At 66.0% G+C, this 25,782-nt stretch carries 23 protein-coding genes; 16 read left to right on the forward strand and 7 right to left on the reverse strand.

Features of this window, described 5'->3' with window-relative positions; translation table 11 throughout:
• Window position 1 precedes the first annotated feature (1 nt).
• Window positions 2-2,071: a S9 family peptidase gene (locus tag JJ918_RS06035; protein WP_291884572.1), complete on the forward strand. Its 2,070-nt coding sequence runs from the start codon at window positions 2-4 to the stop codon at window positions 2,069-2,071.
• Between the two features lie 411 nt (window positions 2,072-2,482).
• Here the strand turns inward: JJ918_RS06035 and JJ918_RS06040 are convergent, their stop codons facing one another.
• The gene (locus JJ918_RS06040; RefSeq protein ID WP_291884574.1) at window positions 2,483-3,112 is read right to left on the reverse strand and encodes a glutathione S-transferase family protein; all 630 of its coding nucleotides are present in this window, start codon (window positions 3,110-3,112) and stop codon (window positions 2,483-2,485) included.
• Window positions 3,113-3,136: 24 nt separating this feature from the next.
• A complete protein-coding gene (locus tag JJ918_RS06045; protein WP_291884576.1) occupies window positions 3,137-4,891 on the reverse strand; it encodes an amidase in 1,755 nt (584 codons plus the stop codon).
• 184 nt (window positions 4,892-5,075) lie between these two features.
• Between JJ918_RS06045 and JJ918_RS06050 the strand changes: the two genes are divergently transcribed.
• The 4 genes from JJ918_RS06050 to JJ918_RS06065 all read left to right on the forward strand — a co-directional run bounded on the left by JJ918_RS06050 (window position 5,076) and on the right by JJ918_RS06065 (window position 8,071).
• A complete protein-coding gene (locus JJ918_RS06050; RefSeq protein WP_291884578.1) occupies window positions 5,076-6,020 on the forward strand; it encodes a hypothetical protein in 945 nt (314 codons plus the stop codon).
• A 53-nt stretch (window positions 6,021-6,073) separates the two neighbouring features.
• A complete protein-coding gene (locus tag JJ918_RS06055) occupies window positions 6,074-6,862 on the forward strand; it encodes a hypothetical protein (RefSeq protein ID WP_291884579.1) in 789 nt (262 codons plus the stop codon).
• Window positions 6,863-7,001: 139 nt separating this feature from the next.
• Complete coding sequence (locus JJ918_RS06060) at window positions 7,002-7,328, forward strand: hypothetical protein (RefSeq protein WP_291884580.1); 327 nt, start codon at window positions 7,002-7,004, stop codon at window positions 7,326-7,328.
• A gap of 71 nt (window positions 7,329-7,399) precedes the next feature.
• Entirely contained in the window at window positions 7,400-8,071 is a 672-nt protein-coding gene (locus JJ918_RS06065) for a glutathione S-transferase (protein ID WP_291884582.1), read from the forward strand.
• Between the two features lie 64 nt (window positions 8,072-8,135).
• Here JJ918_RS06065 and JJ918_RS06070 read toward each other — a convergent pair whose 3' ends face one another.
• Window positions 8,136-9,548, reverse strand: coding sequence for a M20/M25/M40 family metallo-hydrolase (locus JJ918_RS06070; protein ID WP_291884583.1), 1,413 nt, complete (start codon window positions 9,546-9,548; stop codon window positions 8,136-8,138).
• Between the two features lie 101 nt (window positions 9,549-9,649).
• On the opposite strand from JJ918_RS06070, the gene JJ918_RS06075 reads away from it, so the two are divergent.
• Window positions 9,650-10,594 carry a pirin family protein gene (locus JJ918_RS06075; protein ID WP_291884585.1) on the forward strand — a complete coding sequence of 315 codons (945 nt, stop codon included), beginning with the start codon at window positions 9,650-9,652 and terminating at the stop codon, window positions 10,592-10,594.
• Window positions 10,595-10,596: 2 nt separating this feature from the next.
• On the opposite strand, the gene JJ918_RS06080 is transcribed toward JJ918_RS06075, so the two are convergent.
• Window positions 10,597-11,628 (reverse strand): DUF2891 domain-containing protein, encoded by a 1,032-nt coding sequence (locus JJ918_RS06080; protein ID WP_291884586.1) that lies wholly within the window; start codon window positions 11,626-11,628, stop codon window positions 10,597-10,599.
• Window positions 11,629-12,006: 378 nt separating this feature from the next.
• Here JJ918_RS06080 and JJ918_RS06085 point away from each other — a divergent pair, with 378 nt between their 5' ends.
• The 6 genes from JJ918_RS06085 to thrC all read left to right on the forward strand — a co-directional run bounded on the left by JJ918_RS06085 (window position 12,007) and on the right by thrC (window position 18,291).
• Window positions 12,007-13,632, forward strand: a complete 1,626-nt coding sequence (locus JJ918_RS06085; protein WP_291884588.1) for a phosphoenolpyruvate carboxykinase — start codon at window positions 12,007-12,009, stop codon at window positions 13,630-13,632.
• Window positions 13,633-13,711: 79 nt separating this feature from the next.
• The gene (locus tag JJ918_RS06090; protein ID WP_291884590.1) at window positions 13,712-13,975 is read left to right on the forward strand and encodes a hypothetical protein; all 264 of its coding nucleotides are present in this window, start codon (window positions 13,712-13,714) and stop codon (window positions 13,973-13,975) included.
• Window positions 13,972-14,124 (forward strand): hypothetical protein, encoded by a 153-nt coding sequence (locus JJ918_RS06095; RefSeq protein WP_271186038.1) that lies wholly within the window; start codon window positions 13,972-13,974, stop codon window positions 14,122-14,124. The genes JJ918_RS06090 and JJ918_RS06095 overlap by 4 nt, the downstream gene beginning before the upstream one ends.
• Before the next feature lie 122 nt (window positions 14,125-14,246).
• The gene (locus tag JJ918_RS06100) at window positions 14,247-16,037 is read left to right on the forward strand and encodes a homoserine dehydrogenase (RefSeq protein WP_291884593.1); all 1,791 of its coding nucleotides are present in this window, start codon (window positions 14,247-14,249) and stop codon (window positions 16,035-16,037) included.
• A complete protein-coding gene (locus JJ918_RS06105; RefSeq protein ID WP_291884595.1) occupies window positions 16,034-16,981 on the forward strand; it encodes a homoserine kinase in 948 nt (315 codons plus the stop codon). The genes JJ918_RS06100 and JJ918_RS06105 overlap by 4 nt, the downstream gene beginning before the upstream one ends.
• Window positions 16,982-16,989: 8 nt before the next feature.
• Window positions 16,990-18,291: a threonine synthase gene (gene thrC / locus JJ918_RS06110; protein ID WP_291884597.1), complete on the forward strand. Its 1,302-nt coding sequence runs from the start codon at window positions 16,990-16,992 to the stop codon at window positions 18,289-18,291.
• On the opposite strand, the gene JJ918_RS06115 is transcribed toward thrC, so the two are convergent.
• Entirely contained in the window at window positions 18,288-18,647 is a 360-nt protein-coding gene (locus JJ918_RS06115; protein ID WP_291884599.1) for a hypothetical protein, read from the reverse strand. The genes thrC and JJ918_RS06115 overlap by 4 nt on opposite strands.
• A gap of 177 nt (window positions 18,648-18,824) precedes the next feature.
• Here JJ918_RS06115 and JJ918_RS06120 point away from each other — a divergent pair, with 177 nt between their 5' ends.
• On the forward strand, window positions 18,825-20,711 hold the full coding sequence (locus tag JJ918_RS06120; RefSeq protein ID WP_291884601.1) for an ATP-binding protein: 1,887 nt from the start codon (window positions 18,825-18,827) through the stop codon (window positions 20,709-20,711).
• Window positions 20,708-21,373, forward strand: a complete 666-nt coding sequence (locus JJ918_RS06125; protein ID WP_291884602.1) for a response regulator transcription factor — start codon at window positions 20,708-20,710, stop codon at window positions 21,371-21,373. The genes JJ918_RS06120 and JJ918_RS06125 overlap by 4 nt, the downstream gene beginning before the upstream one ends.
• A gap of 6 nt (window positions 21,374-21,379) precedes the next feature.
• Here JJ918_RS06125 and JJ918_RS06130 read toward each other — a convergent pair whose 3' ends face one another.
• Window positions 21,380-21,898 (reverse strand): curlin-associated protein, encoded by a 519-nt coding sequence (locus JJ918_RS06130; protein ID WP_291884604.1) that lies wholly within the window; start codon window positions 21,896-21,898, stop codon window positions 21,380-21,382.
• A gap of 205 nt (window positions 21,899-22,103) precedes the next feature.
• On the opposite strand from JJ918_RS06130, the gene JJ918_RS06135 reads away from it, so the two are divergent.
• Window positions 22,104-23,420 (forward strand): S41 family peptidase, encoded by a 1,317-nt coding sequence (locus JJ918_RS06135; RefSeq protein ID WP_291884607.1) that lies wholly within the window; start codon window positions 22,104-22,106, stop codon window positions 23,418-23,420.
• Here JJ918_RS06135 and JJ918_RS06140 read toward each other — a convergent pair.
• Complete coding sequence (locus tag JJ918_RS06140; protein WP_291884610.1) at window positions 23,417-23,980, reverse strand: methylated-DNA--[protein]-cysteine S-methyltransferase; 564 nt, start codon at window positions 23,978-23,980, stop codon at window positions 23,417-23,419. The two genes, JJ918_RS06135 and JJ918_RS06140, sit on opposite strands and share 4 nt — an antisense overlap.
• Before the next feature lie 152 nt (window positions 23,981-24,132).
• Here JJ918_RS06140 and JJ918_RS06145 point away from each other — a divergent pair, with 152 nt between their 5' ends.
• The gene (locus JJ918_RS06145; protein ID WP_291884613.1) at window positions 24,133-25,599 is read left to right on the forward strand and encodes an AlkA N-terminal domain-containing protein; all 1,467 of its coding nucleotides are present in this window, start codon (window positions 24,133-24,135) and stop codon (window positions 25,597-25,599) included.
• The last annotated feature ends 183 nt before the right edge of the window (window positions 25,600-25,782 follow it).

A 25,782-nucleotide genomic window follows, 5' to 3' on the forward strand; every position in this document is an offset into this window, starting at 1 on the left:
CGTGATCAAGACGACAAGCTGTGTACTGGCCCTCATGGCCATCGCCCTTCCCGCCTCTGCCCAGGCCATCCGGCCCCTGTCCCAGGAAGACGTGTTCCGCCTGGAAGCCGCCGCCGATCCGCAGATCGCTCCGGATGGCGGTATGGTCGCCTATGTCCGCCGCAGCAATGACATCGCCACCGACCGCACGCGCAGCTCGATCTGGGTCGTCGGCGCCGATGGCAGCGGCCACCGCCAGCTCATTTCCGGAGAAGGCGAGACCGGCAGTCCGCGCTGGTCGCCCGACGGCTCGCGACTGGCCTATGTCCGCACGCACGACGAGACGACGACGCTGGAAGTCCTGACACTTGCGGACGGCGCCGCACGCACCCTGACGACACTCCCCGCCGGCCAGTCCGGCCTGGCCTGGTCGCCGGACGGAACACAGCTGGCCTGGGCCGCTTTCCGGCCGTCTGCCGGGCCGGCCGCTGCGGCCCTGCCCGAACGCACCGAAGACATGGACTGGGCGGCCGGCGCCCAGGTCGAGGAACGCCTCTCCTTCCGCTTCGACGGAGCCGGCGAACTGCCCATGGGCCGCCAGCAGCTTTTCGTGATCGATCTGGCCGGCGGTGAACCGAGGCAACTGACCGATGACGAAGCCGGCGCCGGCGGCGATTTCGCCTGGTCGGCCGATGGCAGCGCGCTCTACTTCTCCGCCGACCGCCGTCCCGACAATGGCGCCCTCGCCCCGGACAGCGAGCTGCACCGGGTCGACCTGGCCACCGGCGAAATCGAGACCCTGACCGGACGCACCGGTCCCGACACCACGCCCCGCCCCTCGCCCGACGGCACGCAGCTGGCCTGGCTGGGCTATGACGATCACCGGATGGGCTATCACAATGTCGAGCTTTACGTCGCCGGTCCGGATGGAACCGAGCCGCGTTCAGTAACTGCAGAACTCGACCGGTCGGTCTCGGCGCCGCAATGGAGCGCAGACGGCCGCATGATCTACTTCCTGTACGATGATTCCGGCCAGACCCGTCTTGCGCGGACCAATCTGGAAGGCCATATCGAGATCGGTCTGGACGACCTCACCCCGCCGACCTTCGGCCGTCCCTATACCGGCGGCAGTTTCTCGGTGTCGATGAATGGGCGAATAGCCGCGACAGTCGGGTCATCCATACGTCCCCCGGACGTGATCCTTATGTCACCGCTCGGTGATACGCACGTGCTCACTTCGCTCAACGAAGATGTCCTAGCGGAGATCGATCTGGCCCCGGCCGAGGAAATCCACTGGGCCTCGCCGCATGACGGTCTCGATATCGAGGGATGGGTGCTCTACCCGCCCGGTTTCGACCCCGCACGCGAATGGCCGATGATCCTGGAAATCCATGGCGGCCCCTTCTCCGCGTACGGTCCGACCTTCTCGGCCGAGCTGCGGCTGATGGCGGCTGCGGGCTATGTCGTCGTCTACACCAATCCGCGCGGCTCGACGAGCTATGGCTACGACTTCGCCAACCTGATCCACCACGACTATCCCGGCCATGACTATGACGATCTGATGGGCGCGGTGGACCACATGATCGGCCGCGGCTTCATCGACGAGGACCGGCTGTTCGTGACCGGCGGTTCGGGCGGCGGCGTGCTGACGGCCTGGATCATCGGCAATACTGACCGTTTCGCAGCCGCCGCCGTCGTGAAGCCGGTGATCAACTGGACCAGCTTCGTGCTCTATTCCGACCTGCCGCAATTCTTCTACCGCTACTGGTTCGCCAGCGCGCCCTGGGAAGACCCGGAGGAATACTGGCGCCGGTCACCGCTGTCGCTTGTCGGCAATGTCGAGACCCCGACGCTGATGATGGTCGGCGGTGCCGATCTGCGCACGCCGCGAGCGGAGACAGAGCAATACTATTCCGCCCTCCACCTCAACGGCGTGCCGACCCGGCTGGTGGTGATCCCGGACAGCTATCACGGCATCTCGAACTCGCGCCCCAGCCGCCTGCTCACCAAGGTCGCGGAAATCCTGCGCTGGTTCGGGGAATTCGATCCGGCGAAAGAGGACGTGGTGACGGATGGAGGAACCGCGGAGTAGAAGCGGACGCTTAATCGCGACCAGAGGAATATAGGGATAGCAAAAATCTGACAGCAAATCGCCTTCTTGTCGTATTTATCGCAAGATTCACAATCTGGACTAGTCGTCAGCGCCTTGGCTGACCCTTATAATGCTTCTTCTCGTGGCCACATTGACCGCGCCCTAAACCATGTAAAACAGGGTTCAAAGTGGCAGCGGTAAACGCCGTCGGACCAAGCACGAAAACGACGCAAGTCCTCTGCCCCAACCACCGTCATCCCCCGGCTTGTCCGGGGGATCTCTGCCCTCCGGTTGGCAAGGAAGCTGTGTCAGCTCATATCCCAGGCTCGCAGGCAGGTTAGCTGAGGTCCCCCGGACAAGCCGGGGGATGACGGAGCCTTATGGACCTTCCGGGACACGTACCGGAGGTACCTACGCCTCCGCGCTGGGCCGGGCGCCGACCGTCGCCCGCCACTGGGCGAGATGGGTGAGCGTGTCGGCCGGCTTCAGCTTGATCCAGCCGGCAAAGTCCACGAACACAAAGGCCGCGATATCGGCAGCACTGAAATGCTCGCCGGCGAGATAGGGCACCTCCGCCAGACGCGCGTCGAGCACCTGGAAGAAGGCTTCGGCGCGGGCCCGGCCGCGCTCGACCAGTTCGGGCACCTGGGCATAGCGCTCCGGTCCGGTGATCGAGGAATCCTTGAAGAATTCGGAGCGGTTGCGCAGGGCCTCCGCGACGCCGAGCAGCCCCTCGCCCTCGGCCCGCGACATCCATTCGGCGACCAGCGCCTTCTCGACCGGTGTCGTGCCCAGAAGCGGCGGATCGGGAAAGACTTCCTCCAGATAGCGCGCGATCGAGGTGTTGTCGCTGAGCACCGTACCGTCATCGAGGACGAGGGCCGGGACCGTGCAGCGCGGATTGACGGCCCGGTAGGCCGGCTCGAACTGGGCCTTCACACCCAGATCGACTTGCTCGGTTTCGATCCCGATGCCCTTTTCGGCCATGAAGATGCGGGCGCGGCGCGGACTGGGCGCCGCGCGATAATCGTAGAATTTCATCGGTTTATCCTGACTGCCTGCTGACTACGCAAACCCGGACGGGCGTTCGCTAGAGACACCCAGCCGCGCCTCGATCGCACGCCCCAGCGCAATGATATTGCCTTCCTCGAAGAGGGGCGCCCACAGGCTGGTGGTCTGGGGCACGCGGAACTCGGCCTCGCCGGCATCCTCCTGCGCGCCGCCAAATATTGTCCGGGTGGGCTGCTGGGAGTAGCCGGAGCGGAAGGCGAGCTGCGGATGGCCGGTATAATTGGTGATCAGCAGCATTCCGCCGGCAAAGTTCGGACCGATCACCGCGTCCAGCCCGTCGAAGGCCGCATGGACTTCCTGCATCACCTGACGCCGGAAACGGTCGATATTCACATAGTCGACGGCCGAGATGAAACGGGCCCGCCGCCAGGTATTGGGCCAGGCCTGCGGCGCCTGCCAGACCAGGCTGTCATCGCTGTTTTCCAGGGTGAGGTGTTCGAAGGCCGCAGCCGACTCCACCTCGACACTCGCCAGAAGCGCGTCATAGGGCCGGTCCGGCAGCGAGAATTCGACAAGCTCGATACCGGCATCGCGTGCGGCCTGCAGCGCGGCGCGGTCAGCATCGGTGCCGTTTTCGAACCAGGCCGGATTCCACCCGACCCGCATACCGGCCACATCGCGCCCGGCATCCGCCTCGAACCCGGCTTCCAGCGAGCCGGGATCGAGCGGATCAGCGCCATTGATCGCCGACAGGATCAGGGCCGTATCTTCCACGGAGCGCGCAATCGGGCCGATCTTGTCGAGCGACCAGCACAGCGCCATCGCGCCGGAACGCGACACCCGGCCGAAGGACGGGCGCAGCCCTGTCGTGCCGCAACGATGCGAAGGCGACACGATCGAGCCGAGCGTTTCCGTGCCGATACCGAAAGCAACCAGTCCCGCCGCCGTCGCCGAGGCCGATCCGGCACTGGAGCCGGACGAGCCCTCCTGCGGATTCCACGGATTGCGGGTCTGCCCGCCGAACCAGCGGTCGCCATAGGCCAGCGCACCATTGGTCGTCTTGCCCAGCAGGACGGCCCCCGCCTCGCGCAGCATCACTGCGATACGGGCATCCTGTTCGGCGACACGCTCGCGATAGGGCGTAGCGCCCCAGGTCGCCGCCACGCCGGCCACATCGATGATGTCCTTCATGCCGTAGGGAATGCCGTGCAGCGGCCCCAGAAGACGCCCCTCCGCAAGTGCGCGATCGCAATGATCGGCCTCGGCGCGGGCGATTTCCGGCGTCACCGTGACGAAACAGTGCAGCGTGCCGTTATACCGGGCGATCCGGTCGAGATAGATCTCGGTCAGCCGGCGCGCGGACAAGGCCCCGGAGCGGATCCACTGGGCCTGTTGCCAGACCGGTGCGAAGGCGATGGCGGCATCATCGGCCGGCAAGGCACCGGCCTGCTGCCCGGACAGGCTGACCGCGTTTGGCTGGGACCGGTAGGCGATACCCGGCAGGCGCGGATCGAACATGCAGGACGGGGCCAGCGTGTTCGGTTTTTCGACCGCCCGCTGCTGCGAGGTTCTTGCGATCCAGTCATCGAGACCGGCCACCACCTGCTCCCGCTCGGCATCCGTATAGCGGATGTCGAACAGCGCCTCGGCGCAATGCAGCGTATCGGTGGAGATCGCCGGTGCAGCAGCGTCCGCCGCGGCCGGTGCTGCGTCCTGGCGTGCCAGTGCAGGGCCGGCCGCCCCGGCTGCAACGACAGCAACGGCGCCTCCCTTGAGCAGTTCGCGCCGTGTCGAAGACTTGTCGGACATTCTTCCCCTCCCCGTTTTTTTCTGCCGCCGAGCGTGAGCGCCAAGCCTCCGGAATTCAATACACAAGCGGCAGAGAAAGACCGGCCCACCCCAAAATAGCCGCATTCCGCCCCATTTCGGCTCACAATTGGTCGTTAACCGTGTTGTGAACGCCAATGCGGCGCGCGCCAACCGGGGGGAGGCCATGCCCTTAGACCAGATGGAAAACACCGTGCTCGACCGAAGCGATTTCGGCAGTAGCCAGGATTATTCGACCGAAGCGACCGAGATGCGCGAGACCCGCGCACCGGCCGCCATGATCCAGTTGTCGCGTGCCCGGGCCATCGCCCGCGCCCGCCATGCCGACCTCTTGAAATTCCGCCGCACCTGGGGCGGTGCGATCAACGACCCGGCCGAAGACGGCAAGGCCGACGAGGCCCGTCCGGCGGTGAAGCCGATCGACCGCGCTGCGATCTACCCCAAATCCCACATCCTGCACTTCTCCGTGCTGGCGACACTGGTGCTGTTTGAAGGCCTGGCGAATGCCTATTTCTTCTCGAAGGGCTCGGACCTCGGTCTGCTAGGCGGCTGGCTGCAAGCCATCACCGTCTCCTTCACCAATGTGATCGCGGCCTTCTTCCTGATCGGCTTCATCGGCCTGCGTCACATGTCGAACCGCAACAAGCCGATTGTCGCCGCGCTCGCCGCGGTCGGTGTCGGCGTCACGGTCGCCGCGCTGGGCCTGTTGAACCTCACCGCGGCCCATTTCCGCGACCTGCTGGAACTGAATGCGGCCACGCTCGCCCTGGGCGGCGCCGAGACCACGGGCACGGTGCTGACCCCGGTTCTGGATGCACGGGCCAACCCGTTCAACCTGCAGACCCTGGAAGCCCTGCTGCTCTTCATCCTGGGCTCCACCTTCGCCGCCATCGCGGCCTACAAGGGCCGCACCTTCGACGATGCCATCCCCGGCTATGGCGGGGTTACCCGCCGGCTGGACGCGGCGTCGCGCGATCTGGAAAAGGCACTGGAAACCGGCTGGAAGGACGCCAAGAAACTGTCGGCACCCGAGCTGGAAGAGCTGGTCGAGGCCAAGGCGCTGCTGGATGAAATCTGCCAGGATCTGGCCGGACCGGGCCACCAGCGTTAAGACAGACGGGCCGGTGCGGGGCTGCACCGGTTCGACCTGCGACGGGAGGGGGCATGTCCGGACGCGATCTCATCGGGCTTTTCAACCTGATCATCATCGCCGGCGTTGTCGGCGCCATCAGCTATGCCGCCTTCGTGCTGAAGCCGGCCGAGTATGACAGCCAGACACTGTGCCTGGTTGATGAAACGCCGCCCCACCGCGTCGTCGTGATCGACAAGACCGATCTTTATTCCACCGCCCAGGCGGACACGATCGGCGATGTGATCCTGGGCGAGCGCAATGCCCTGGCGGTCGGCGAACGCTTCTCGCTCTACGAGCTCAACGAGAGCGGCGAACTGCGCAATACCAACCGCTTCTCCCTGTGCAATCCGGGTGCTGGCGAGCAGGTCAATCCGCTCTACCGCAATCCCGAACGCGTGCAGGCCCGCTACAATGCGCTGTTCGCCGAACCGCTGCAGCGGGCGCTCGCGGACCTCGTCCTGCCCAAGGACGCCCCGTCCAGCCCGATCATCGAAGCGCTCGCCCGGCTCGGCCAGGATCCGGCCTTCGACCGGACCGTGCCGCAGCGGCGCATCGTGCTCGTCTCCGACATGCTGCAGAATTCGGACGTCTTCTCGGTCTACGGCCGCCGCCGGGGCCGTTTCGAACAGCGTGTTCCGCCGGCCCGCGCCGTCGCGGACATCATCCGCGAGACCTATGGCGACAGCCTGCGTGGCACCGAGCTGGAAATCCGCCTGATCCCGCGCGAGACGTGGGAAGCCGAACAGCGCGGCGAGCTGCAAGCCTATTGGAGCGAGATTTTCCGGCAGCTCGGCGTTCGCGCCTACTGGCTGGATATCTAGCGCCCCCCTTCCCGCCCCTCACCGCGGTTTTCCACACCCCCGGACCGGGATGCATAGGATATGCATTTCCCCGACTCGCGACGCGTACCACAATATCTGGTATCGAAATTGACGCCACGCGCTAGAGATGGGGCCTACCATGTCCATTCAGCCCGCCCGCAACGCGACCGGAACACGTGCTCTGGACCGTGAAGCGCGCCGCCTGCTCGACCGCGACATGCTGACCTTCTGCGCCCGCCAGCCGCAGCTTGCGGAACTGGCCTTCACACTCGCCGACCATGGTCACACCCATGTCGGCCATGTGGCGGGCCTGACCTTCTTCACAATTCTCGACCTTGCCGGCGGTGACCGTGCGCTGGCTGACGAGTTGCAACACCGGCTTCGCCATGCCGGTCTCGATACCGGCCTTTCCCTGCCGGACTGGCAACCGCCGACCGGCGATGCGATCGAGCCGATGCTCGATTAAGGTTTTGCATTGCCGCATCGCACAAGCGCTCTATCTTCGCGGACAGTGACGAAACCCGCGGGACGATAGCCATGATCACGGTGCACCATCTCAACAATTCGCGCTCCCAGCGCATTCTCTGGCTGCTCGAGGAGATCGGCCAGACCTATGAAATCCGCAAGTATGAGCGCGACCCGCAGACCATGCGCGCGCCGGCGGCTCTCAAGGACGTCCATCCGCTGGGCAAGTCTCCGGTGATTTCCGATGGCGACCGCGTCATCGCCGAGTCCGGCGCGATCACGGAGTATCTGGTCGACACCTACGGTTCCGCCCTCAAGCCGGAAGCCGGCAGCGACGATCACCGGCGCTATGTCTACTGGCTGCACTTCGCGGAAGGCTCGGCCATGCCGCCCCTGCTGGTGAAGCTGGTGGTCGATCAGATATCCAAGGCCAAGATGCCTTTCTTTGCCAAGCCGATCGCGCGCTCGATCGTGACCCGGCTCAATGACGGCTTCGTCCAGCCCGAGATCGACAACATCTTCGGCTATATCGAAACCGAGCTGTCCGGACGCGACTGGTTTGCCGGCGACAGCTTCTCGGCCGCCGATATCCAGATGAGTTTCCCGCTGGAAGCGGCGGCTGCCCGCGGCGGGATCGGCAGGGCTTATCCGGCGATCCAGGCCTGGCTGGAACGCATCCACAACCGCCCCGCCTATGTGCGGGCGCTCGAACGCGGCGGCGAATACGGGATCGTCGGGCGCTGATGTCATGAAAAAGGCGGGAGCCACGCTCCCGCCTTCTCCGTATCAGACTGTCTGCGGCCAGACGCTACTGGCTCGCCGTATCGTCCGGCGTTTCGCGGAAGTCGACATCCGTCTCCGCCGCCAGGTAAACCAGCGCGGCATAGGCCGCGACATTCTGGGCCAGCTCGTCCGGGTCGATCTTGTCCAGCGTGTCGTCCGGCGTGTGGTGCAGGTCGAAATAATCCTCGCCATTCTGCTCAAGGCGCACGGTCGGCACGCCCAGCATGGCCAGCGGGATGATGTCCGGACCGCCGCCCGGCTCGTTCGAACCGCCGCGGATAATCCCCAGCGGGGCGATGACCCGGCCGACCTCGTCGATCACCGGCGTGCCGGCGTCCGAGACATTCGAGGACAGGCGCCAGATGGTCCGGGCACCGAAATCGGATTCGGTTGCCAGCACATGGTTGGCGACCTCATCGGCGTGTTGTTCGGCGTAGGCGCGCGCGCCCAGCAGACCGACTTCCTCGGCGCCGAACATCACGACGCGGATCGTGCGGCGCGGCCGCTGCGGCAGGTCGGCGATCAGCTTGGCGGCCGCGACAGTGATCGCGACACCGGCCCCGTCATCGACCGCGCCGGTCCCCAGATCCCAGCTGTCGAGGTGCCCGCCGATCAGCACGATCTCTTCCGGGTTCTCACGCCCGACAATGTCGAGCACCACATTGCCGCTGGTCACTTCACCGTGCCAGCCGGCACCGGAATTCACCGTCAGGCTGATGGCCTCGCCATTATTGTGGAGCCGGCGCAGATGGTCGGCGTCGGGATTGGAGACCGCGATCACCGGGATACCGGCCCAGCTGCCATCGAGATCGCTCATCATGCCGGTATGCGGGAAGCGGTGGCTGTCCGAGCCGACCGAGCGGACGACCAGCGCGGCTGCGCCGGCGCGTTCGGCATGCTGCCAGCCGATGCGGCGGCGCTGATTGGCCGGGCCGTAGCCGGCGCCGACCTGGCTGCGCACCATGATGTCGCCGTCGATGAAGGCGATGCGGCCTTCCAGCGAACCGTCTTCGGCGGCGACGAGGTCGTCAACGGTGCGGAAATACACGATCTCGGACTGCGCGGAGCCGGAGCCGGAACCGCCGAGCGCCGTACCGTGCAGCTCCATCTCGTAGGGCGCGGTCATGGTGATGGACAGACTGTCGCGATCCCAGAAGGGCATGGTGAAGCCTTCGACCTCGACGCGGTCGAAACCCAGCTCCTGCCCCAGCGCCGCGCCCCAGGCGCGGGCCCGCCCCTCGGCTTCGGAGCCCGCCAGACGCGGCCCGATTTCCGTCGTCAGCGACTCGACAATGTCATAGGCCAGATCGCTTTCCAGCGCCGTCTCCATCAGCGTGCGCGCCGTGGCGGCCGCTTCCGGTGAAATGTCCTGGCGCTCCTGACCGATTGTTTCCGCCGTGAGAAACATGGTCATTCCAAGGGCGACAATTGCTTTCATCCTTACCTCCCCACACATTCGGTGCGTCACTATGAAACGCTTTGCCCCCGGCGCAAGGGCCGGGGCTGTGAAAGCCGTTACCAACAGATGGGAGCGAAACGATGGACAACAAGATCGAGCGGGTCATTCAGGGCCGGACACGCGACCTGGGCGGTTTTGAAGTCCGACGCGTCCTGCCCTTTGCCCGGCGCCGCATGGTGGGACCTTTCATCTTTTTCGACCAGATGGGCCCGGCTGAATTCGCGCCGGGCCAGGGCATCGATGTCCGCCCCCACCCGCATATCGCCCTGGCAACCGTGACCTATCTGTTCGACGGCGCCATGCAGCACAAGGACAGTCTCGGTGTCGACCTGACCATCCGTCCCGGCGATGTGAACTGGATGACAGCCGGCCGCGGCGTGGTGCATTCCGAACGCACACCGCACGAGGAACGGACCGCCGGGCATCGTCTCTACGGCATCCAGACCTGGGTGGCCCTGCCCTCGGACAAGGAAGCGGTCGAGCCGGCCTTCCATCACCACAAGGCCGACACGCTGCCGCGTTTCGAGCGCGATGGCGGCGATTTCCGGCTGATCCTGGGAACGGCCTGGGGCCATGCCTCTCCCGTCGAGGTGTTTTCGCCCATCGTCTACCTGCACGGCGAATTGCGGGCCGGCACATCGACCACGCTCAATCTCGAGCATGAGGAGGTGGCGGTCTATCTCGTCGAAGGCGCCGTCACGCTTGACGGTCAGGCGCTCGAGCCTGGCGAAATGGCGGTGATCGAACCGGGCACGGCGCCGGAGCTGGGCGCGCAATCGCCCAGCCGCATCATGATCTGCGGCGGGGCGCCGCTGGGCGACCGGCACATCTACTGGAATTTCGTCGCCAGCGACGAAGCCGATATCGACACGGCCAAGCGTGACTGGGTGGCGGCGGCCGAAGCCGGCTTCCCGGCCGGAGGACGCTTCATCCTGCCGCCGGACGAACAGGAACACATCCCCCTGCCCGACGACATCAAGCGCGAAGAACCGGTCAAACCGACCCCGGACAGCCCGACCAGCTGATCTCAGTCATCCTCGCCGGCGGACGGCACGGCGCGCCATTCCGGTGCGTCGAGCGCGCGGCCCGTAACGTAGTAGGTCGCAAAGCTCGCGAGCCAGTGTCCGCCGGCATAATCCTCACCCGTCACCGAGGCGATACCCGCCTCGCCATGGCGATCCGCGCTGGCCAGCAATGCCGCAATGCGCGGATCGCCCTGCGGCAGGGCGTGGGCGATCGCGTCGAGATTCCAGGCGCGCGACAGGTTCACACCGTCCAGGTGAACCAGCTTGCCATCGGTCGGATCGACAACCCGTCCCGGCTCCAGCCAGTCGGCTGACCCGTCCTCCGGGATGCCCGGCAGAAAGCTGCCCAGCCAGTTCGCGAACTCGGCCTGCGGCATCACGCGCCGCATGAGATCCGCCTCCATCAGGCAGGGCGACAGGAAATCCTCGCCGGACGGTTCATAGGCGATCGGGCAGTCGCGGTCCTCGATGTGAAACTCGCGCGCCTTGTCGACGATCAGCCGCTCCAGCCCGGCATCGCCGGTCGCCCGCGCCCAGTCCAGCGCGAGGGCAAAGCCGAAGGCCGACTGGTTGTGCGTGCCGATCCGGATCGGATAGAGCAGATTGGGCAGCCAGGCCTTGTACCGGTCCGCGACCACCGTCTCGAGCGGCGCCAGCGCCGCCAGCCAGCGCGCGGCCCGCGGATCGTCCCATTCACGCAATTCCAGACCCAGCTGCAGCAGCCAGGCCAGACCGTAGGGGCGCTCGAAGGAGCCGCGCCCCTCGCCCTGGAAATACGCCACTTCGCCGGCGATATTCCCGGGCGTCAGATTGGCATCCAGCGCGGCTGTGGCGCGGTCGGCCAGCTCGCCGTCCCCGGTTTCGCGCAACAGCCGGACGAGCAGCCAGTGGCCGTGCACCGCCGAGTGCCAGTCATAGCAGCCATAGAAAGCCGGATAGAGTTCGCGCGGCGTCAGCGCATCCTCGCCGGACTGCAGCACATGCGAGATCTTGTTGGGATACTCGCGCTGCACGCAATCCAGTGCCAGTTGCATGAAGCGGACATTGCGCTCCGACGGCTCGGCCGGTTCCTGTGCAAAAACAGACGAGGACGAAAAAACCGAAGCAATTGCGGCACATGTCAAAAGTGTTTGCGATACCATTTCGATCCCCGTCCTTCACTTTCAATTTCCGGCGTGCCCGAAGGGCTTTTCTGCCCCCGGACGATCTGCTACCGCCGGAATACCAAAACCGTTCGACCCGCGTGGCAAGCGTCTTGCTGCCGGGATCGACGATAACAGGGTGCGCGAACAGTCCCGTTTCACACAAGCACCCGCAAACAGGTGAGTGGCTCACCGGCGCCCGGCCCGACACGGTCCCGGACCGGAACCATGAAGAGCGAGCAGACTGACCACACTGGGGAAGCAGGAAACATGTCGAACTCCGAAACGCGTGATGGCGGGCTCAAAGCCCTTGGCGTCAATGCCGGCCGCGTCAATCTGAACTGGAACGAGGCCCGCCTCTACGAGGAGGCTGTGCGCCGTGGCGAGGGTGAAGTCGCCGAGGGCGGTCCGCTGGTGGTGAAAACCGGCGCCCATACCGGCCGTTCCGCCAAGGACAAGTTCACCGTCCGCGATGCAGAGACCGAGAACCAGGTCTGGTGGGAGACCAATGCGTCGATCTCGCCGGAGCAGTTCGACGCGCTGTGGCAGGACTTCCAGGCGCACATGGACGGCAAGGAAGTCTTCGTCCAGCAATTGTTCGGCGGCGCCGACCTTGATCACCGCCTGCCGGTGCGCGTCGTGAACGAGCTGGCCTGGCACTCCCTCTTCATCCGCCACCTGCTGCGCCGTCCGGAACCGGCCGAGCTGGACGGGTTCGAAGCCGAGTTCACCATTATCAACCTGCCCAGCTTCCAGGCCGATCCCGCACGTCATGGCTGCCGCTCGGAAACGGTGATCGCGGTCGATTTCGCGCGCAGGCTGGTGCTGATCGGCGGCACGTCCTATGCCGGCGAGACCAAGAAGTCGGTCTTCACCATCCTCAACTACCTGCTGCCCAAGAAGAAGATCATGCCGATGCACTGCTCGGTGAATGTCGGCAGCCAGGACGATGCCGCGATCTTCTTCGGCCTGTCTGGCACCGGCAAGACCACGCTGTCGGCCGATGCCAGCCGCACGCTGATCGGCGATGACGAGCACGGCTGGTCGGAGAACGGCCTCTTCAATTTCGAGGGCGGCTGCTACGCCAAGATGATCCGCCTGTCGGCCGAAGCCGAGCCGGAGATCCATGCCACCACGAAGATGTGGGGCACGGTGCTGGAAAACGTCGTGATGGATCCGGAAACGCGTCAGCTGGATCTGGACGATGACAGCCTGGCCGAGAACAGCCGCGGCGCCTATCCGATGCACGCCATTCCTAACGCGTCGGCGACCGGCCGCTGCGGTCATCCGAAGAACCTGGTCATGCTGACCTGCGACGCTTTCGGCGTGCTGCCGCCGATCGCCAAGCTGACCCCGGCCCAGGCGATGTATCACTTCCTGTCCGGCTATACGGCCAAGGTGGCCGGCACGGAAAAGGGCGTCACCGAGCCGACGGCGACCTTCTCGGCCTGTTTCGGCGCGCCCTTCATGCCGCGCCATCCGGCCGATTACGGCGCCCTGCTGCGCGAGCTGATCGCGGAACACGATGTCGACTGCTGGCTGGTCAATACCGGTTGGACCGGCGGCGCCTATGGCACCGGTCACCGCATGCCGATCAGGGCGACGCGCGGCCTGCTCAACGCCGCGCTGGACGGCTCGCTGAACGATGCCGCCTTCCGTGAGGACAAGCTGTTCGGCTTCATGGTGCCGATCGCGGTTCCCGGTGTGGATGACAGCATCCTGGACCCGCGTTCGACCTGGTCCGACCCGGCCGCCTATGATGCCCAGGCCGCCAAGCTGGTGACCATGTTCGTCGAGAATTTCACCAAGTTCGAAGACAATGTGGCGGCCTATGTCCGTGCCGCAGCGCCCAAACTGCCGGCCCGCGAAAAGACGCTGGAAACCGCAGCCGAATAGGCTTGCCGTCATCCGACCTGAAAGACCCTGGCTGCCCGCAGCCGGGGTCTTTTTGTGTCCGCATTCCGGCACGACCGGAATGGCCGCTCCTGTATATGATTTTCATGTTCCGGTACACAAACCGGGATTTTGCGGGACAATCTTTCTCCAAGGCGTCGATACGGAAATTTTGTTCCGAATTTTGCCAAGCCTGACGCACCAGGTTTCAGCGAAAAAATTGCGTCAGTTCGGTGAAAAAGCACCTCCAGAGCAAAATTTGTTTGACCCGCCGGAGCAAATGCGCCTTCCTAGTGTGACTTCGCAAGCGCAGCACGCCGCTGCCGCAGGGATGGACCCGTCATGACGCTCGACGCCATGAACATCGCCGGCCTTCAGACCCAGACCGTCACCGGTCTGTCCGGTCGCGGCGGCGCCATGCCCGGCGGCCTCGGTACCACCACGACCACCATTATGACCACCTCCTGGACACGGGGGGCGGCCGGCGTGCGTTAGCGGACCAGAAAACCGCAACACACCGACCCCGCTCCCCGGCCCCGGCGAGCGGGTTTTTTTGTGCCCGAAATTCACACTTCACCCATCAGCCAGACCCGAAAAGACCCAAAGGACCCAGACCCATGCCCCTCGACCTCGATGCCCGAAAACCGCTGAAGCTTTGCGTTCTCAAATTCGGAAGCTCCGTCCTCCAGAAGCCCGACGACTACGTCCGCGCCGCTCACGAAATCTATCGCCACACGCGTGCCGGCGAGAAGGTTGTCGCGGTCGTGTCGGCCCTGGAAGGTGAAACCGACGCCCTGTTTGCCGTCGGTGGCGATGTCGGCCAGGGGGCCAGCGACGGCCTGATGGCCCGGCTGGTCCGGTGCGGCGAGCTGAAGTCTGCAGCGCTGATGGGTCTGGCGCTGGAGCGAACCGGCATTCCCTCTGCCGTGCTCGATCCGCATGAAATGGGTCTGATGGCCGATGGCGAGCCGCTCGACGCCAATCTCACGGGTCTGGATTCCGAGCGGGTCCTGGCGCACTTCGAAAACGCTGACGTGATCGTTGCGCCGGGCTTCTTCGGGGAAGGTGTTGCAGGGCCGGTCACACTGGGTCGTGGCGGAACGGACCTGACGGCGGTCGAGTTCGCCCACTGGCTCGATGCCGACCGGGTCCGGCTGATCAAGGATGTCGACGGGGTCTATACCGACGACCCGGCCAGGGTCGCCGATGCGGAACGCCTCGACCAGCTCGACTATGACGAAGCCGTACGCGTCAGCCGGGGTCTCGTTCAGGAAAAGGCGATCTTCCGGGCGCGCGACAACCAGGTCGTGATCGAGGTCGCCGCTCTGGGGCGCCCCTATGCAACGCGCATCGCCGGACGCGTGCAGCAACGCCCGGGGCCTGTCCCCGCCGCGCGCAAGCTGAAAGTCGCCGTGCTCGGCCATGGCGCCGTCGGCGCCGGCGTGTGCTCGCATCTTCTGGCCCATCCGGGCCGGTTCGAACTCGCCCCGGTCCTCGTCCGTGACGCGGCAAAGCACGCAGAAGCCTGTGATCGCCCGCTGGAATTCACCGAGGACCCGGCCGTCGCCCTGGCCGGAACGCCTGACATTGTCGTGGAAACGCTCGGCGGTACCGATACGGCGCGCGCGCTGAGCCAGAGCGTGCTGCGCGATGGCAGCCATCTTGTCACCGCGAACAAGGCTGTGGTGGCCCTCGATATCGACCGCCTCAACGACCTCGCCCGGCAGCAAGGACGGCAGTTGCGTTACTCGGCCGCTATCGGCGGCGGCGTTCCGATCCTGGAACTGGTCGACCTGCTCGGCCGCAATGGCGAAATCCTGGCGGTCGAAGGCGTCATGAACGGCACCTGCAATTTCATCTTCGACCAGCTCAAACAGGGCACCCGTCTCGCCGACGCGGTCAGCGAAGCCCAGAGGCTGGGCTTTGCGGAAGCCGATCCCAGCACCGATCTCGACGGTCACGATGCGGCCGACAAGCTGGTCCTGCTGGCCCATCACGCCTTCGGCGTCACGCTGCACCCCAGCCAGATCGAGAAGGAAAGCCTGAACGATCTCGACGGCAACCGGATCCGGGCGGTCAACGAGAAAGGCATGGTCTTCAAGCAGATCGCCCGCTGCGAAGCGACCCCGGACGGCCGGGTGGAGGCGCGCGTCGAGATCGTCGCCCTGGAGCCCGATCACCCGCTGGCCGGCCTCGTCAACGAGGGCAATGGCTTCCTCGTGAAACTGCCGCAAAAGACGGTTTCCGTACGCGGCAAGGGAGCCGGCCGCTGGCCGACAGCGGAAGCTGTCTTTGCCGATATCATGGACATCCAGCGTTCCTATCTGACCGGCGAAGCCGAAGCGTCGCCCGTACCGGAGAATCCGCTTAGCCATATCCGCCGAATGTCGACGGGACAGGTGGCATGACGACAGCAAATCCGGCGGCCCGCGCCAGCGCGCCCGCCAGTGTAGGCAATGTCGGGGTCGGCTTCGATGTGCTCGGCCTCGCCTTTGACGCCGTGCGTGACGAAGTCTGCGCCGTCCGGGAAGACCAGCCCGGCGTGCGTCTGGGCAGGGTTTCGGGTCTGGTCGACAGCCTGCCGGCCGAACCGGAGCGCAATTGCGCCCTCGCCGCCGCAGCCGCCGTGCTTGAAGCGGCCAGAGCCGATTTCGGCCTGCGGATCGATGTGCACAAGGGCGTACCGATGAGTGCCGGCATGGGTGGCTCCGCGGCCTCGGCTGTTGCCGCCGCCGGCGCAGCCAATGCCCTGCTCGACAAGCCTTTTTCAGACATCGAACTTCTGCCCCTGGCCATGGAAGGCGAGAAAGTCTCCGCCGATCCGCCGCCCTGGGACAATGTGATGGCGGCACTGCTGGGCGGTCTCGTCCTGGCGGCGCGCCTCGACCCGCCCCTGATCCGGCGCCTGCCCCTGCCCGAGGGGATTGCCTGCGTGGTCTTCCACCCCCAGCGCAAGATCGAGACCCAGGCCGCGCGCGAACTTCTTTCGCCGCAGATCGCCAAGGATATTGCGGTCGAGCATTCACGAAACATGGCCAGCTTCGTGGCCGGTTGCGCCAGCGGCGATCTCGACCTCGTGGCCAGCGGCCTGCGCGACATCTTCATCGAACCGCAGCGGGCCAGCCTGCTGCCGGAACTGGCGCCGGTCCAGGCCGCCGCCCTTAAGGCCGGCGCGCTGGGCTGCTCCTTCTCCGGCTCGGGCCCGTCCGTCTTCGCCTGGACCCGGGTGGCAGATCTCGACGCCACGCGGACCGCCATGGCCGCAGCCTTTGCAGCCGCCGGATGCCCGGCAACCGCCTATGATGCCCCGCTGAATTCCCCCGGGCTCCGGATCGAACCCCAAAAGGGATAGTGCCGCTCATGCTGTTTCACTCCACCCGCGGCAACGCCCCCGCTGTCACCGCTGATATCGCGCTCAAGGCCGGAGCGGCGCCCGATGGCGGTCTTTACCTGCCCGGGAGCCTGCCGGGTTTCACCAGCGGCGACTTCGCCGACACGCCAGGGCTCGGCGATCTGGGCGCACGCCTGCTCGCCCCCTTCTTCGAAGGTTCGCCCCTGGCGGACGCCATGGCGGATATCTGCCATGACGCGTTCGACTTCCCGGCTCCACGGGTCAGCCCGGATGCAAGCGACGACGCCCCGGCCGTGCTCGAACTGTTTCATGGCCCGACCGGCGCCTTCAAGGATTTCGGCGCCCGCTTCCTGTTCCGCAGTTTCAGCGCTCTGGGCCAGGACGCGGACGCGCCGATCACGGTTCTGGTCGCGACTTCGGGCGATACAGGCGGGGCCGTCGGCTGCGCGGCCGAGGGCGTACCCGGCGTGCGCGCCGTCATCCTGTTCCCCAAGGGCCGGATCTCGGCCTTCCAGGAACACCAGCTGTGCTGCTGGAAGCCGCCCGTCTCCGCGCTCCGCGTGGCCGGCGATTTCGACGCCTGCCAGGCCCTGGTCAAGGCGGCCTTTGCCGATGCCGATCTGACCGCCAGGCACTCGCTGACCTCGGCCAACTCGATCAGCATCGGCCGCCTGCTGCCGCAAATGGTCTACTGGTCCCGCGCGGCGCTCGATACCGAAGCAGAGACCGGGGCAAAGCCCGGCCTCGTCATCCCCACCGGCAATCTGGGCAATGCCTTTGCCGCCATCCTGGCCCGCGCCTGCGGCCTGCCGATCGGCCCGATCGTGCTGGCCACCAATGCCAACACAACCCTGTCCGACTGGTTCGCTTCGGGCCGCTATTCAGCGCGCGCATCGATTGCGACCATCGCCAATGCCATGGATGTCGGCGCGCCGAGCAATTTCGAACGCCTGGACGGGTTCGACGGCGGCGCAATCGCGGGTGTGGAGTGCATCGACGACGACACGATCCGCACCCGCATCCGCACGACATTCGAGAACAGCGGCTATATTGCCTGCCCGCATACGGCGACGGGTCTGGAAGCCCACGCACGCCTGCCCGAAGCCGAACGCAAGGCCCGGCCCTGGATTGTCGCCGCAACCGCCCACCCCGGAAAATTCGCCGACATCGTCGAGCCGGTGATCGGCCGGTCAGTTGAATTGCCGCCGGCGCTCGCAGGGGTTTTGCAGCGCGAGGTGCGGGTCAGCGATATCCCGGAGAGCCTGCAAGCGCTTGAGGCGCACCTGACCGGGCAGCTGGCGCCAGACTAACGCCCGTCGACGACGGTGTGGCGGACGAGCCGGCCGGCGGGGACCCGTGTGCGGAAGCGCGCTTCGCTGTAGGCCAGTCCGGCATCCACATCCCAGCATCCTGCCGACACTGTGAAGCGGTAGGACCGCCCCGGCGGTACGGACACGCCTGACGGCAGGCGGTTGAGCCCATAGCTCGCTGCCGAGCAGTCCGAGATCAGGATTGCCGTCAGCGTCCGGCTTGATCCGTTGACGATCTCCAGCATGCCGGTCGGCTCGCCCGGGCGGACCAGCGGACCGCCGGTGACGAGCGAGGCGCAAGCGGTCAGGCTCGCGGCAACACCGAGTGTCGCGATGAGTTGAAGAATGCGTTTCATGTCCCCTCCTGTGCCCCGCCGCCAGACCTGGCAGAGCGTTTGCCAGTGGATTTCACGAAGTTATCGAAGTGTAATCGACACCAGCCATCCCCTGATCGGGGGAGCGGCCCGGGGACGGCCTGCCGTTATAAGCGTGGAACGACACGCCGGAGGAAGCCGGGGAAAGACTGTAAGCGCATGCCTACGAGCCGCACTCGCCTGACACCGAATACGCGACTGGCCGCATTGCTTGTGGCCGGACTCGCGGCGAGCCTGCTTGTGATCTGGGCCGCGATGAGACCGGCCATTCCCGGCGACCCGTTGCGGCCGGTGACCGATCTTTCCCATGTGTTCTGGATCCAGATCGTGATCGGCTTCGGATCGCTGGCGGTGTCGGGCTGGGTCTGGGCGCTGCGACCCCGAGACACCGCGACGCGGCTCTTCGTGCTCAGCGGCATCGCGACCATGTGCTTCACATACGCGCCCGCCCCGCTGCGCGAGTCGATGGCGCCGGTGCCCGACACGGTCTTCCTGGCGCTGGTCGGGCTGAACGGTGTCGGCGCATCAATGTTCGGCATCGCCATGACCGCGCTCTTCATCTGCTATCCCGGCCGCCTGCCCTACCGGCGCGTGCTGGCCGTCGGCAGCGCATTGTTCTTCGGTCTGTGGACCGTGATCGGCATGACCGGCGCGCTGCAGGGCCGGACGGAGCCGATCTACAACATCCATCTTCTCACGACGGTCGAGATGCTGACGATCTGCCTTGCCGTTGCGGCCCAGATCGCCGTGACCGGCCGCGATCCCAAGGCGCGGGCCGTGGCGATCTGGTTCGGTCTCGCCGTGCTGTTCGGTGCCGGCGGCTTCATCACGATGACCGCGATCCCCGGCGTGCTGGGGATTCCGGCACCGATCGATTCACACTATTCCTTCGCCTTCTTTCTTCTGATCTATATCGGCGTCGCCGCGGGGCTGCAGCGCTTCCGCCTGTTCGAGCTGGGCGACTGGGCCTATCGTATCCTGTTCTACGCGGCCGGTGCGGTCTTGCTGGTCGCCATCGACGCCGTTCTGGTCTCGCTGATCGCGATCGACCCCGGCCCGGCCTTCGGCGTGTCGCTGCTGGCCACGGCGCTAATCTATCTGCCGCTGCGCGATGTGATCGGCCGCCGCATCCTGCCCCGGCCCGGCCTGAAGCAGGACGAGCTTTTCCTCGCCGTGGTCGATACCGCCTTCGGGGCATCGGGGCGCAGCCGCCATCACCGCTGGCGCAGCCTGCTCGACCGGCTCTTTGCCCCGCTGGAGATTACCGAAGCCGACGGCCCGGTCGACCAGCCCGAAATCCGCGAGGACGGCGTTGAAATGCGCCTGCCATCGACGCCGGGACACCCCGCGCTGATCCTGCGCCACCCCTGGCGGGGCCGCGCCCTGTTCTCGCCCGGCCATCTCGCCACCGCGCGCCAGCTGATCGAGCTGATGGCCTATGCCGAAGAAAGCCGCCGCTCCTATGATCGCGGCGTCGCCGAGGAGCGCAGCCGCATTGCCCGTGACATGCATGACAATATCGGCGCCCAGCTGCTGGGCGCCCTGCACTCCAGCGACCACGACCGCAAGGACCTGATGATCCGCGAGACGCTGACCGATCTGCGGGACATCATCAACAATGCTGCGACCCCGGGTCTGGACCTCGACGAGACGCTGGCCGATCTGCGCGTGGAATCGGCCGAACGTCTGGGCGCTGTCGGGATCGAACTGGTCTGGGAAAACGACATCGGTGAAACGCCCGACCTGTCGACCTCGGCCACCCACGCCCTGCGGTCCATCATCCGCGAGGCCGTCAGCAACACGATCCGCCATTCCGGCGCCTCGCGCCTGTCGGTTCAGCTTGGCCGCGAAGCCGGCAGGGCCCGCCTTGTCATCGCCGACAATGGTCGCGGCTTTGACCGCAAGAGCGTCAATGCCGGCAATGGTCTTTCCAATATCGAGAGCCGGAGCGAGACTCTGGGAGGACGAATGACATGCGACAGCTCGCCCGACGGGACGCGGATCGAGATCCGCTTTCCGCTGAAACAGCCCGGAGTGCCGGCATGAAACGTATCCTGATTGTCGAGGACGTCGCCCAGACCCGCCGCTGGCTGTGCGAGATCGCCGAGAGCGCCTTCCCCGGCTGCTCGATCGAGGAGGCTGCGAGCATGCGCGGCGGCCTGGCCGCTGCGGCAGCCAGTGCCGACTTCGACCTCGCCCTGATCGATCTCGGCCTGCCCGACGGCTCGGGACTGGAAGTCCTGCGCAGTCTGAAACTGGTCTGCCCCGACGCCGTGCCCATCGTCACGACCGTGATGGGCGATGACGCGCATATCGTTGCTGCGCTGTCGGCCGGCGCCGAAGGTTATCTGCTCAAGGAAAACCCGGCCGATCTGCTCACCGCCCAGCTGAAACGCCTGGCCGACGGGACGCCGGCGCTGTCGCCCTCGATCGCCCGGCGCATCATGGAGCATTTCCGCTATACCGGCCCGGCCGCCGATCCGGAGGAAGAACTCACGGCGCGAGAAAAGGAAGTGCTCGGACTGATCGGCCGCGGTCACCGCAATGTCGACGTGGCGGCCAGTCTCGACCTCGCCGAGAGCACGGTGGCCAGCCACATCAAGTCGATCTATCGCAAGCTGGGCATCTCCTCACGCGCCGAAGCCTCCTGGCATGCGACACGGATGGGGCTCACCCTCAACAAGCCGGACGAGCCCTCCGGACGCTGATCGCGGTCAGTCCCAGCCGAACTGCACCACGATATCGGCATTGCCGTCACCGATCTGGTGATAGGTGGTGTGCTGGCCGCTGCCGATCTGCAGCACGCCGAGGATATTGCCATTGCCTTCCTGCACGGTGTTGGCCGTGTGGCCTTCGCCCACCTGGGCGACACCGACAAGATTGCCATTGCCGGACTGATAGACCGAGCCGGTCAGATTGTCGCCGAACTGACGGGTCAGGGCACGATTGGCGAGACCGGCCTGCAGCACATCCTGCCAGTTGTCATAACCCTGCTGGCGGATATCGAGCCGGTTGCGATAGCCGTCCTGGCGGGCCGCGGCCGCATTCTGGTCGCCACGCTGGGCGATCCGGGCGCGGTTGCGCCAGCCGTCAAAGCGGCCTTCCACCATATTGCCATAGCCGGACTGTTCCACGCTGACGCGCGAACGCGACTGGGCCTCGGCCTCGCCTGCGGCGAAAGCGATCGAGGCCAGAGCGGCCCCGGCGAGCATCATCTTCGAGAAGGTCATCATCCTGTCTCCCTGTCGGGGGCCGGCTCCATGCAGCGGCCTTCATGCACACCGGTCTAGCAAGCCGAGGCTGAGCGCAGTCTGAGGCGATGGTTCATCTCAAAGTCACCCAGCGTGACACCACGCTTACCCCTGCGTGACCCCGAATTAAGTTGTCCCGGAATGCTGGCGCACCCCTATTGGACCGCGACAAACAGGGAGGGATTTCATGAAAAAACTTGCACTTGCCGGCACGGCTCTGATGCTGGCCAGTCTCGCAAACGGGCTGGCCGAGGCGCGTGACGATGACGCCATCGGCGCGCTCGCGGATGTCATTGAAGCGAATTATTACGACGAGGCCCGCGCCCGCGAGATCGCCGACGCGCTGCGTAGCGAAGCCGCATCTGGTGCCTTCGGCGAAACACAGTCCCCCGACGCCCTCGCCTCTGCGCTGACCGACCGGCTGCACGCCGAAGACCGGCACTTCTCCGTGCGATATATCGGCCCGGAACGGGCGGCAGACATCATCGCGCGCCGCGCAGCCGCCGAAGCCGGTGAAGCGCCCGAACGTCCTGCCGATCCCTGGGCCGGCCTGCGGCGCGAGAATTTCGGCTTTGCCGACATCGACATCCTGCCGGGCAATATCGGCTATATCGATCTGCGCCAGTTTGCACCGATCCAGCCGGCGGAAAGCACGGCCCGCGCCGCGCTCGACTTCATCGCCAATACGGACGCTGTTATCTTCGACCTGCGCCAGAATGTCGGTGGCGCCCCGTCGATGGTGCAGTACCTGATCAGCCACTTCCTCGACGCCGAGGAGCCGGTGGTGATCAACACCTTCGTCGCACGCGACCTACCCTATCCGGACCAGCTGTGGTCGCTGCCGGTGCATCCGGCCGGCAACCGCCCCGACGTGCCGCTGATCGTCCTGACCTCGGGCAATACCGGATCGGCCGGCGAGGCCTTTCCCTACCATCTGAAGGCGATGGAGCGCGCTACCATTATCGGCGAGACCACACATGGCGCCGGCAATCCGGGCTCGACCTTCTTCACCCCCGAAGGCTATGCGGTTTTCATCTCGACCGGCTCGGCCCGCAATCCGATTACCGGGACCAATTGGGAAGGTACCGGCGTCACGCCGGACATCGCCGTTCCCGCAGGCGATGCGCTGGAGACGGCCCTCGACCGCCTCTACGACACGCTGCTGGCCTCTCATGACGCTGACAGTGCAGGCTATCAGGACGTGGAATGGGCGCGCGAACTGCTGGCCGCTCAGCGCGAACCCGTGGACGTTTCCTCACGTCAGCTGCGCCGCTATGCGGGCACCTATGGCAATCGCCACTTCGACACCGCTAACGGCACGCTCGTCTATACGCGTGAGGGCGGCTCGCCGGTGGAATTGCTGCCGGTCGGGAACCACCGCTTCGCCATTCCCGGCAATAACAGCTATCGCTTCGTCTTCACGCCGAACGAGGCCGGAAATGTCGGCCACCTGGAAATGCAGATCGCCGGTTCGGGCAGCCGCAACTACCCGCGTTCCCGCTAAAACAGTGCGGCCTGCCGGGGTTCGCCCCAGCGGGCCGCATCCACGCCTTCATGCGCCAGCAGCCAGCGCTTGCGGTCCAGACCGCCGCCGAACCCGGTCAGCGAGGCATTGGCGCCGATGACCCGGTGACAGGGCACGACAATGGGGATGGGATTGGCGCCATTGGCCAGGCCGACGGCGCGCACCGCCTTCGGCCGGCCGATACGCCGGGCCAGCTCGCCATAGCTGATCGTCTGCCCGACCGGTATGTCACGCAGGGCCCGCCAGACATCCCGCTGGAAATCGGTCCCCGCTCCTTCGACAGAAATCCCGTCCAGGGCTGTGAGGTCGCCCGCGAAATAGGCCTCGAGCGCCCGGCGTGCCGCGCTGGGCGTATCCGCCTCGCTCAGTGACAGATCCGCGCCATAACGCCGTTCCAGCTGCCGATGCAGCCGTTCGACGTGATCGTCCCAGTCAACAGCGTGCAAAGTGCCAGCCCGGTCCGTGACCAGAAAGGTCAGGCCGATCGGCGTGTCGATCTGTTCGATCACAAAATCGGGCAGAGAATCTGGCGCTGACATGCTGTCCTCCATCAAGACTCGCGGGACAGACTGTACCAGAGCAATCGTTTCGACTGGCGGTTTCCGGACATGATGCCCGGCGTCCGCCGGACTTTCACATCCATGTCCGAAAACCGCTAGACAGTCCGGCCGGCCCGGGCAAGCTTCCCGGCATGGATCTCGATCATGACGCCTGCTACCGCGCCATTTCCCAGCGCGATGTCCGTTTCGACGGCCGCATCTTCACCGGGGTGAAGACGACGGGCATCTATTGCCGTCCCGTCTGCCCGGCGACGACGCCGAAGTCGCAAAACGTCATCTTCTACCCGTCTGCCGCAGCGGCGCGCGAGGCCGGGTTCCGGCCCTGCCTGCGCTGCCGGCCGGAGACGGCGCCGGATATGGGAGCCTGGCGCGGCACATCGAACACGGTCTCCCGCGCCCTGCGCCTGATCGAACAGGGTGCGCTGGATACGGCCTCGGTGGATGAGCTCGCCGGACGCCTGGGCGTCGGCGAACGGCAATTGCGCCGTCTGTTTCACCAGCACCTGGGCGCCTCGCCCGTCGCCGTCGCCCAGACACGGCGGATCCATCTCGCCAAACAGCTGATCCATGAGACACGCATGCCGATGGCCGAGATCGCCTTTGCCTCGGGCTTTTCGAGCATCCGCCGCTTCAACGAGACCTTTCGCGACATGTTCGGGCGGCCGCCGGGCGAATTGCGCCGGGCGAGCGCCAAAGCTGTCCCGGCCGACACGGCGGGCGGGCTGAGCCTGCTGCTGCGCTATCAGCCGCCCTATGACTGGGAGGCCATGCTGGACTTCCTGCGACTGCGGGCGATCGCCGGGATCGAGCATGTCGAGGACAATGCCTATTCACGCACGATCGAGATTGACGGGGCCCAGGGGCATGTACGCATCGAACCGGCCAGCGGCGATGCCCTGCGCGCGACAATCGTCTTCCCCACCCTCTCTGCCCTGCCCGCCATCATCGGTCGTATCCGCCGGGTCTTCGACCTCGCTGCCGATCCCGCCGCCATCGCCGCCCATCTGAGCGAAGACCCGGATCTGGCCCGCCATATCGCCCGCCGGCCCGGCCTGCGCGTTCCGGGGGCCTGGGACGGGTTCGAGCTGGCGATCCGGGCCGTGCTCGGCCAGCAGATCACGGTGACCGCGGCGGCTCGCCTCGCCGGCCAGCTGGTCGCCCGTCACGGAACGCCGCTGGCAGAGCCTGCCGGCCCCCTGACCCACACCTTTCCGCAGGCCTCGGCCCTTGCCGATGCAGACCTTGCGAGCCTGGGCATGCCCCGCAGCCGGTCTGCAACGCTGAGCGCGGTGGCCGCGGCCAGCCTGGCAAACCCCAACCTGTTCGACGCCCATCGCGGGCTCGACGAGGCCGTTCACGATCTGCGGACGATCCGCGGTGTCGGCGAATGGACGGCGCAATACATCGCCCTGCGGCAATTGCGCGAGCCTGACGCCTTTCCGGCGGCGGATATCGGACTGATGCGAGCACTCGCGGCACCGGACGGGACCCGCCCCTCCGCCGCGGCGCTGAGCCGGCGCGCCGAGCGCTGGCGTCCCTGGCGGGCCTATGCCGCCCAGCATCTCTGGGCCGCCGATCCCGGATTGCACGTTTCCTGACACAACCCTCTGAAGCACAACCGGATTCTGACGCTTTTCATGCGAAATGACTGGCCTCGCGGCGGCCGGTCGCGTTATGCCTCCAATCAACCAGGGTTAATGCCCGGTCCAACGGCCCTGAAAGGGTCATGAAACTGACAAGCTGGCGTACGGCTCCGCATGCAAGCGTGCGAGGAGGCGGAA

Origin of the sequence: Maricaulis sp., assembly GCF_017642925.1 — a bacterium.
GTDB lineage: Bacteria > Pseudomonadota > Alphaproteobacteria > Caulobacterales > Maricaulaceae > Maricaulis.

Coding starts and splice junctions, on each gene's coding strand:
- JJ918_RS06040 (WP_291884574.1), bottom strand. CDS start 3,112: ATGAAATTCTACGATTATCGCGCGGCGCCCAGTCCGCGCCGCGCCCGC.
- JJ918_RS06045 (WP_291884576.1), bottom strand. CDS start 4,891: ATGTCCGACAAGTCTTCGACACGGCGCGAACTGCTCAAGGGAGGCGCC.
- JJ918_RS06050 (WP_291884578.1), top strand. CDS start 5,076: ATGCCCTTAGACCAGATGGAAAACACCGTGCTCGACCGAAGCGATTTC.
- JJ918_RS06055 (WP_291884579.1), top strand. CDS start 6,074: ATGTCCGGACGCGATCTCATCGGGCTTTTCAACCTGATCATCATCGCC.
- JJ918_RS06060 (WP_291884580.1), top strand. CDS start 7,002: ATGTCCATTCAGCCCGCCCGCAACGCGACCGGAACACGTGCTCTGGAC.
- JJ918_RS06065 (WP_291884582.1), top strand. CDS start 7,400: ATGATCACGGTGCACCATCTCAACAATTCGCGCTCCCAGCGCATTCTC.
- JJ918_RS06070 (WP_291884583.1), bottom strand. CDS start 9,548: ATGAAAGCAATTGTCGCCCTTGGAATGACCATGTTTCTCACGGCGGAA.
- JJ918_RS06075 (WP_291884585.1), top strand. CDS start 9,650: ATGGACAACAAGATCGAGCGGGTCATTCAGGGCCGGACACGCGACCTG.
- JJ918_RS06080 (WP_291884586.1), bottom strand. CDS start 11,628: ATGCAACTGGCACTGGATTGCGTGCAGCGCGAGTATCCCAACAAGATC.
- JJ918_RS06085 (WP_291884588.1), top strand. CDS start 12,007: ATGTCGAACTCCGAAACGCGTGATGGCGGGCTCAAAGCCCTTGGCGTC.
- JJ918_RS06090 (WP_291884590.1), top strand. CDS start 13,712: ATGGCCGCTCCTGTATATGATTTTCATGTTCCGGTACACAAACCGGGA.
- JJ918_RS06095 (WP_271186038.1), top strand. CDS start 13,972: ATGACGCTCGACGCCATGAACATCGCCGGCCTTCAGACCCAGACCGTC.
- JJ918_RS06100 (WP_291884593.1), top strand. CDS start 14,247: ATGCCCCTCGACCTCGATGCCCGAAAACCGCTGAAGCTTTGCGTTCTC.
- JJ918_RS06105 (WP_291884595.1), top strand. CDS start 16,034: ATGACGACAGCAAATCCGGCGGCCCGCGCCAGCGCGCCCGCCAGTGTA.
- thrC (WP_291884597.1), top strand. CDS start 16,990: ATGCTGTTTCACTCCACCCGCGGCAACGCCCCCGCTGTCACCGCTGAT.
- JJ918_RS06115 (WP_291884599.1), bottom strand. CDS start 18,647: ATGAAACGCATTCTTCAACTCATCGCGACACTCGGTGTTGCCGCGAGC.
- JJ918_RS06120 (WP_291884601.1), top strand. CDS start 18,825: ATGCCTACGAGCCGCACTCGCCTGACACCGAATACGCGACTGGCCGCA.
- JJ918_RS06125 (WP_291884602.1), top strand. CDS start 20,708: ATGAAACGTATCCTGATTGTCGAGGACGTCGCCCAGACCCGCCGCTGG.
- JJ918_RS06130 (WP_291884604.1), bottom strand. CDS start 21,898: ATGATGACCTTCTCGAAGATGATGCTCGCCGGGGCCGCTCTGGCCTCG.
- JJ918_RS06135 (WP_291884607.1), top strand. CDS start 22,104: ATGAAAAAACTTGCACTTGCCGGCACGGCTCTGATGCTGGCCAGTCTC.
- JJ918_RS06140 (WP_291884610.1), bottom strand. CDS start 23,980: ATGTCAGCGCCAGATTCTCTGCCCGATTTTGTGATCGAACAGATCGAC.
- JJ918_RS06145 (WP_291884613.1), top strand. CDS start 24,133: ATGGATCTCGATCATGACGCCTGCTACCGCGCCATTTCCCAGCGCGAT.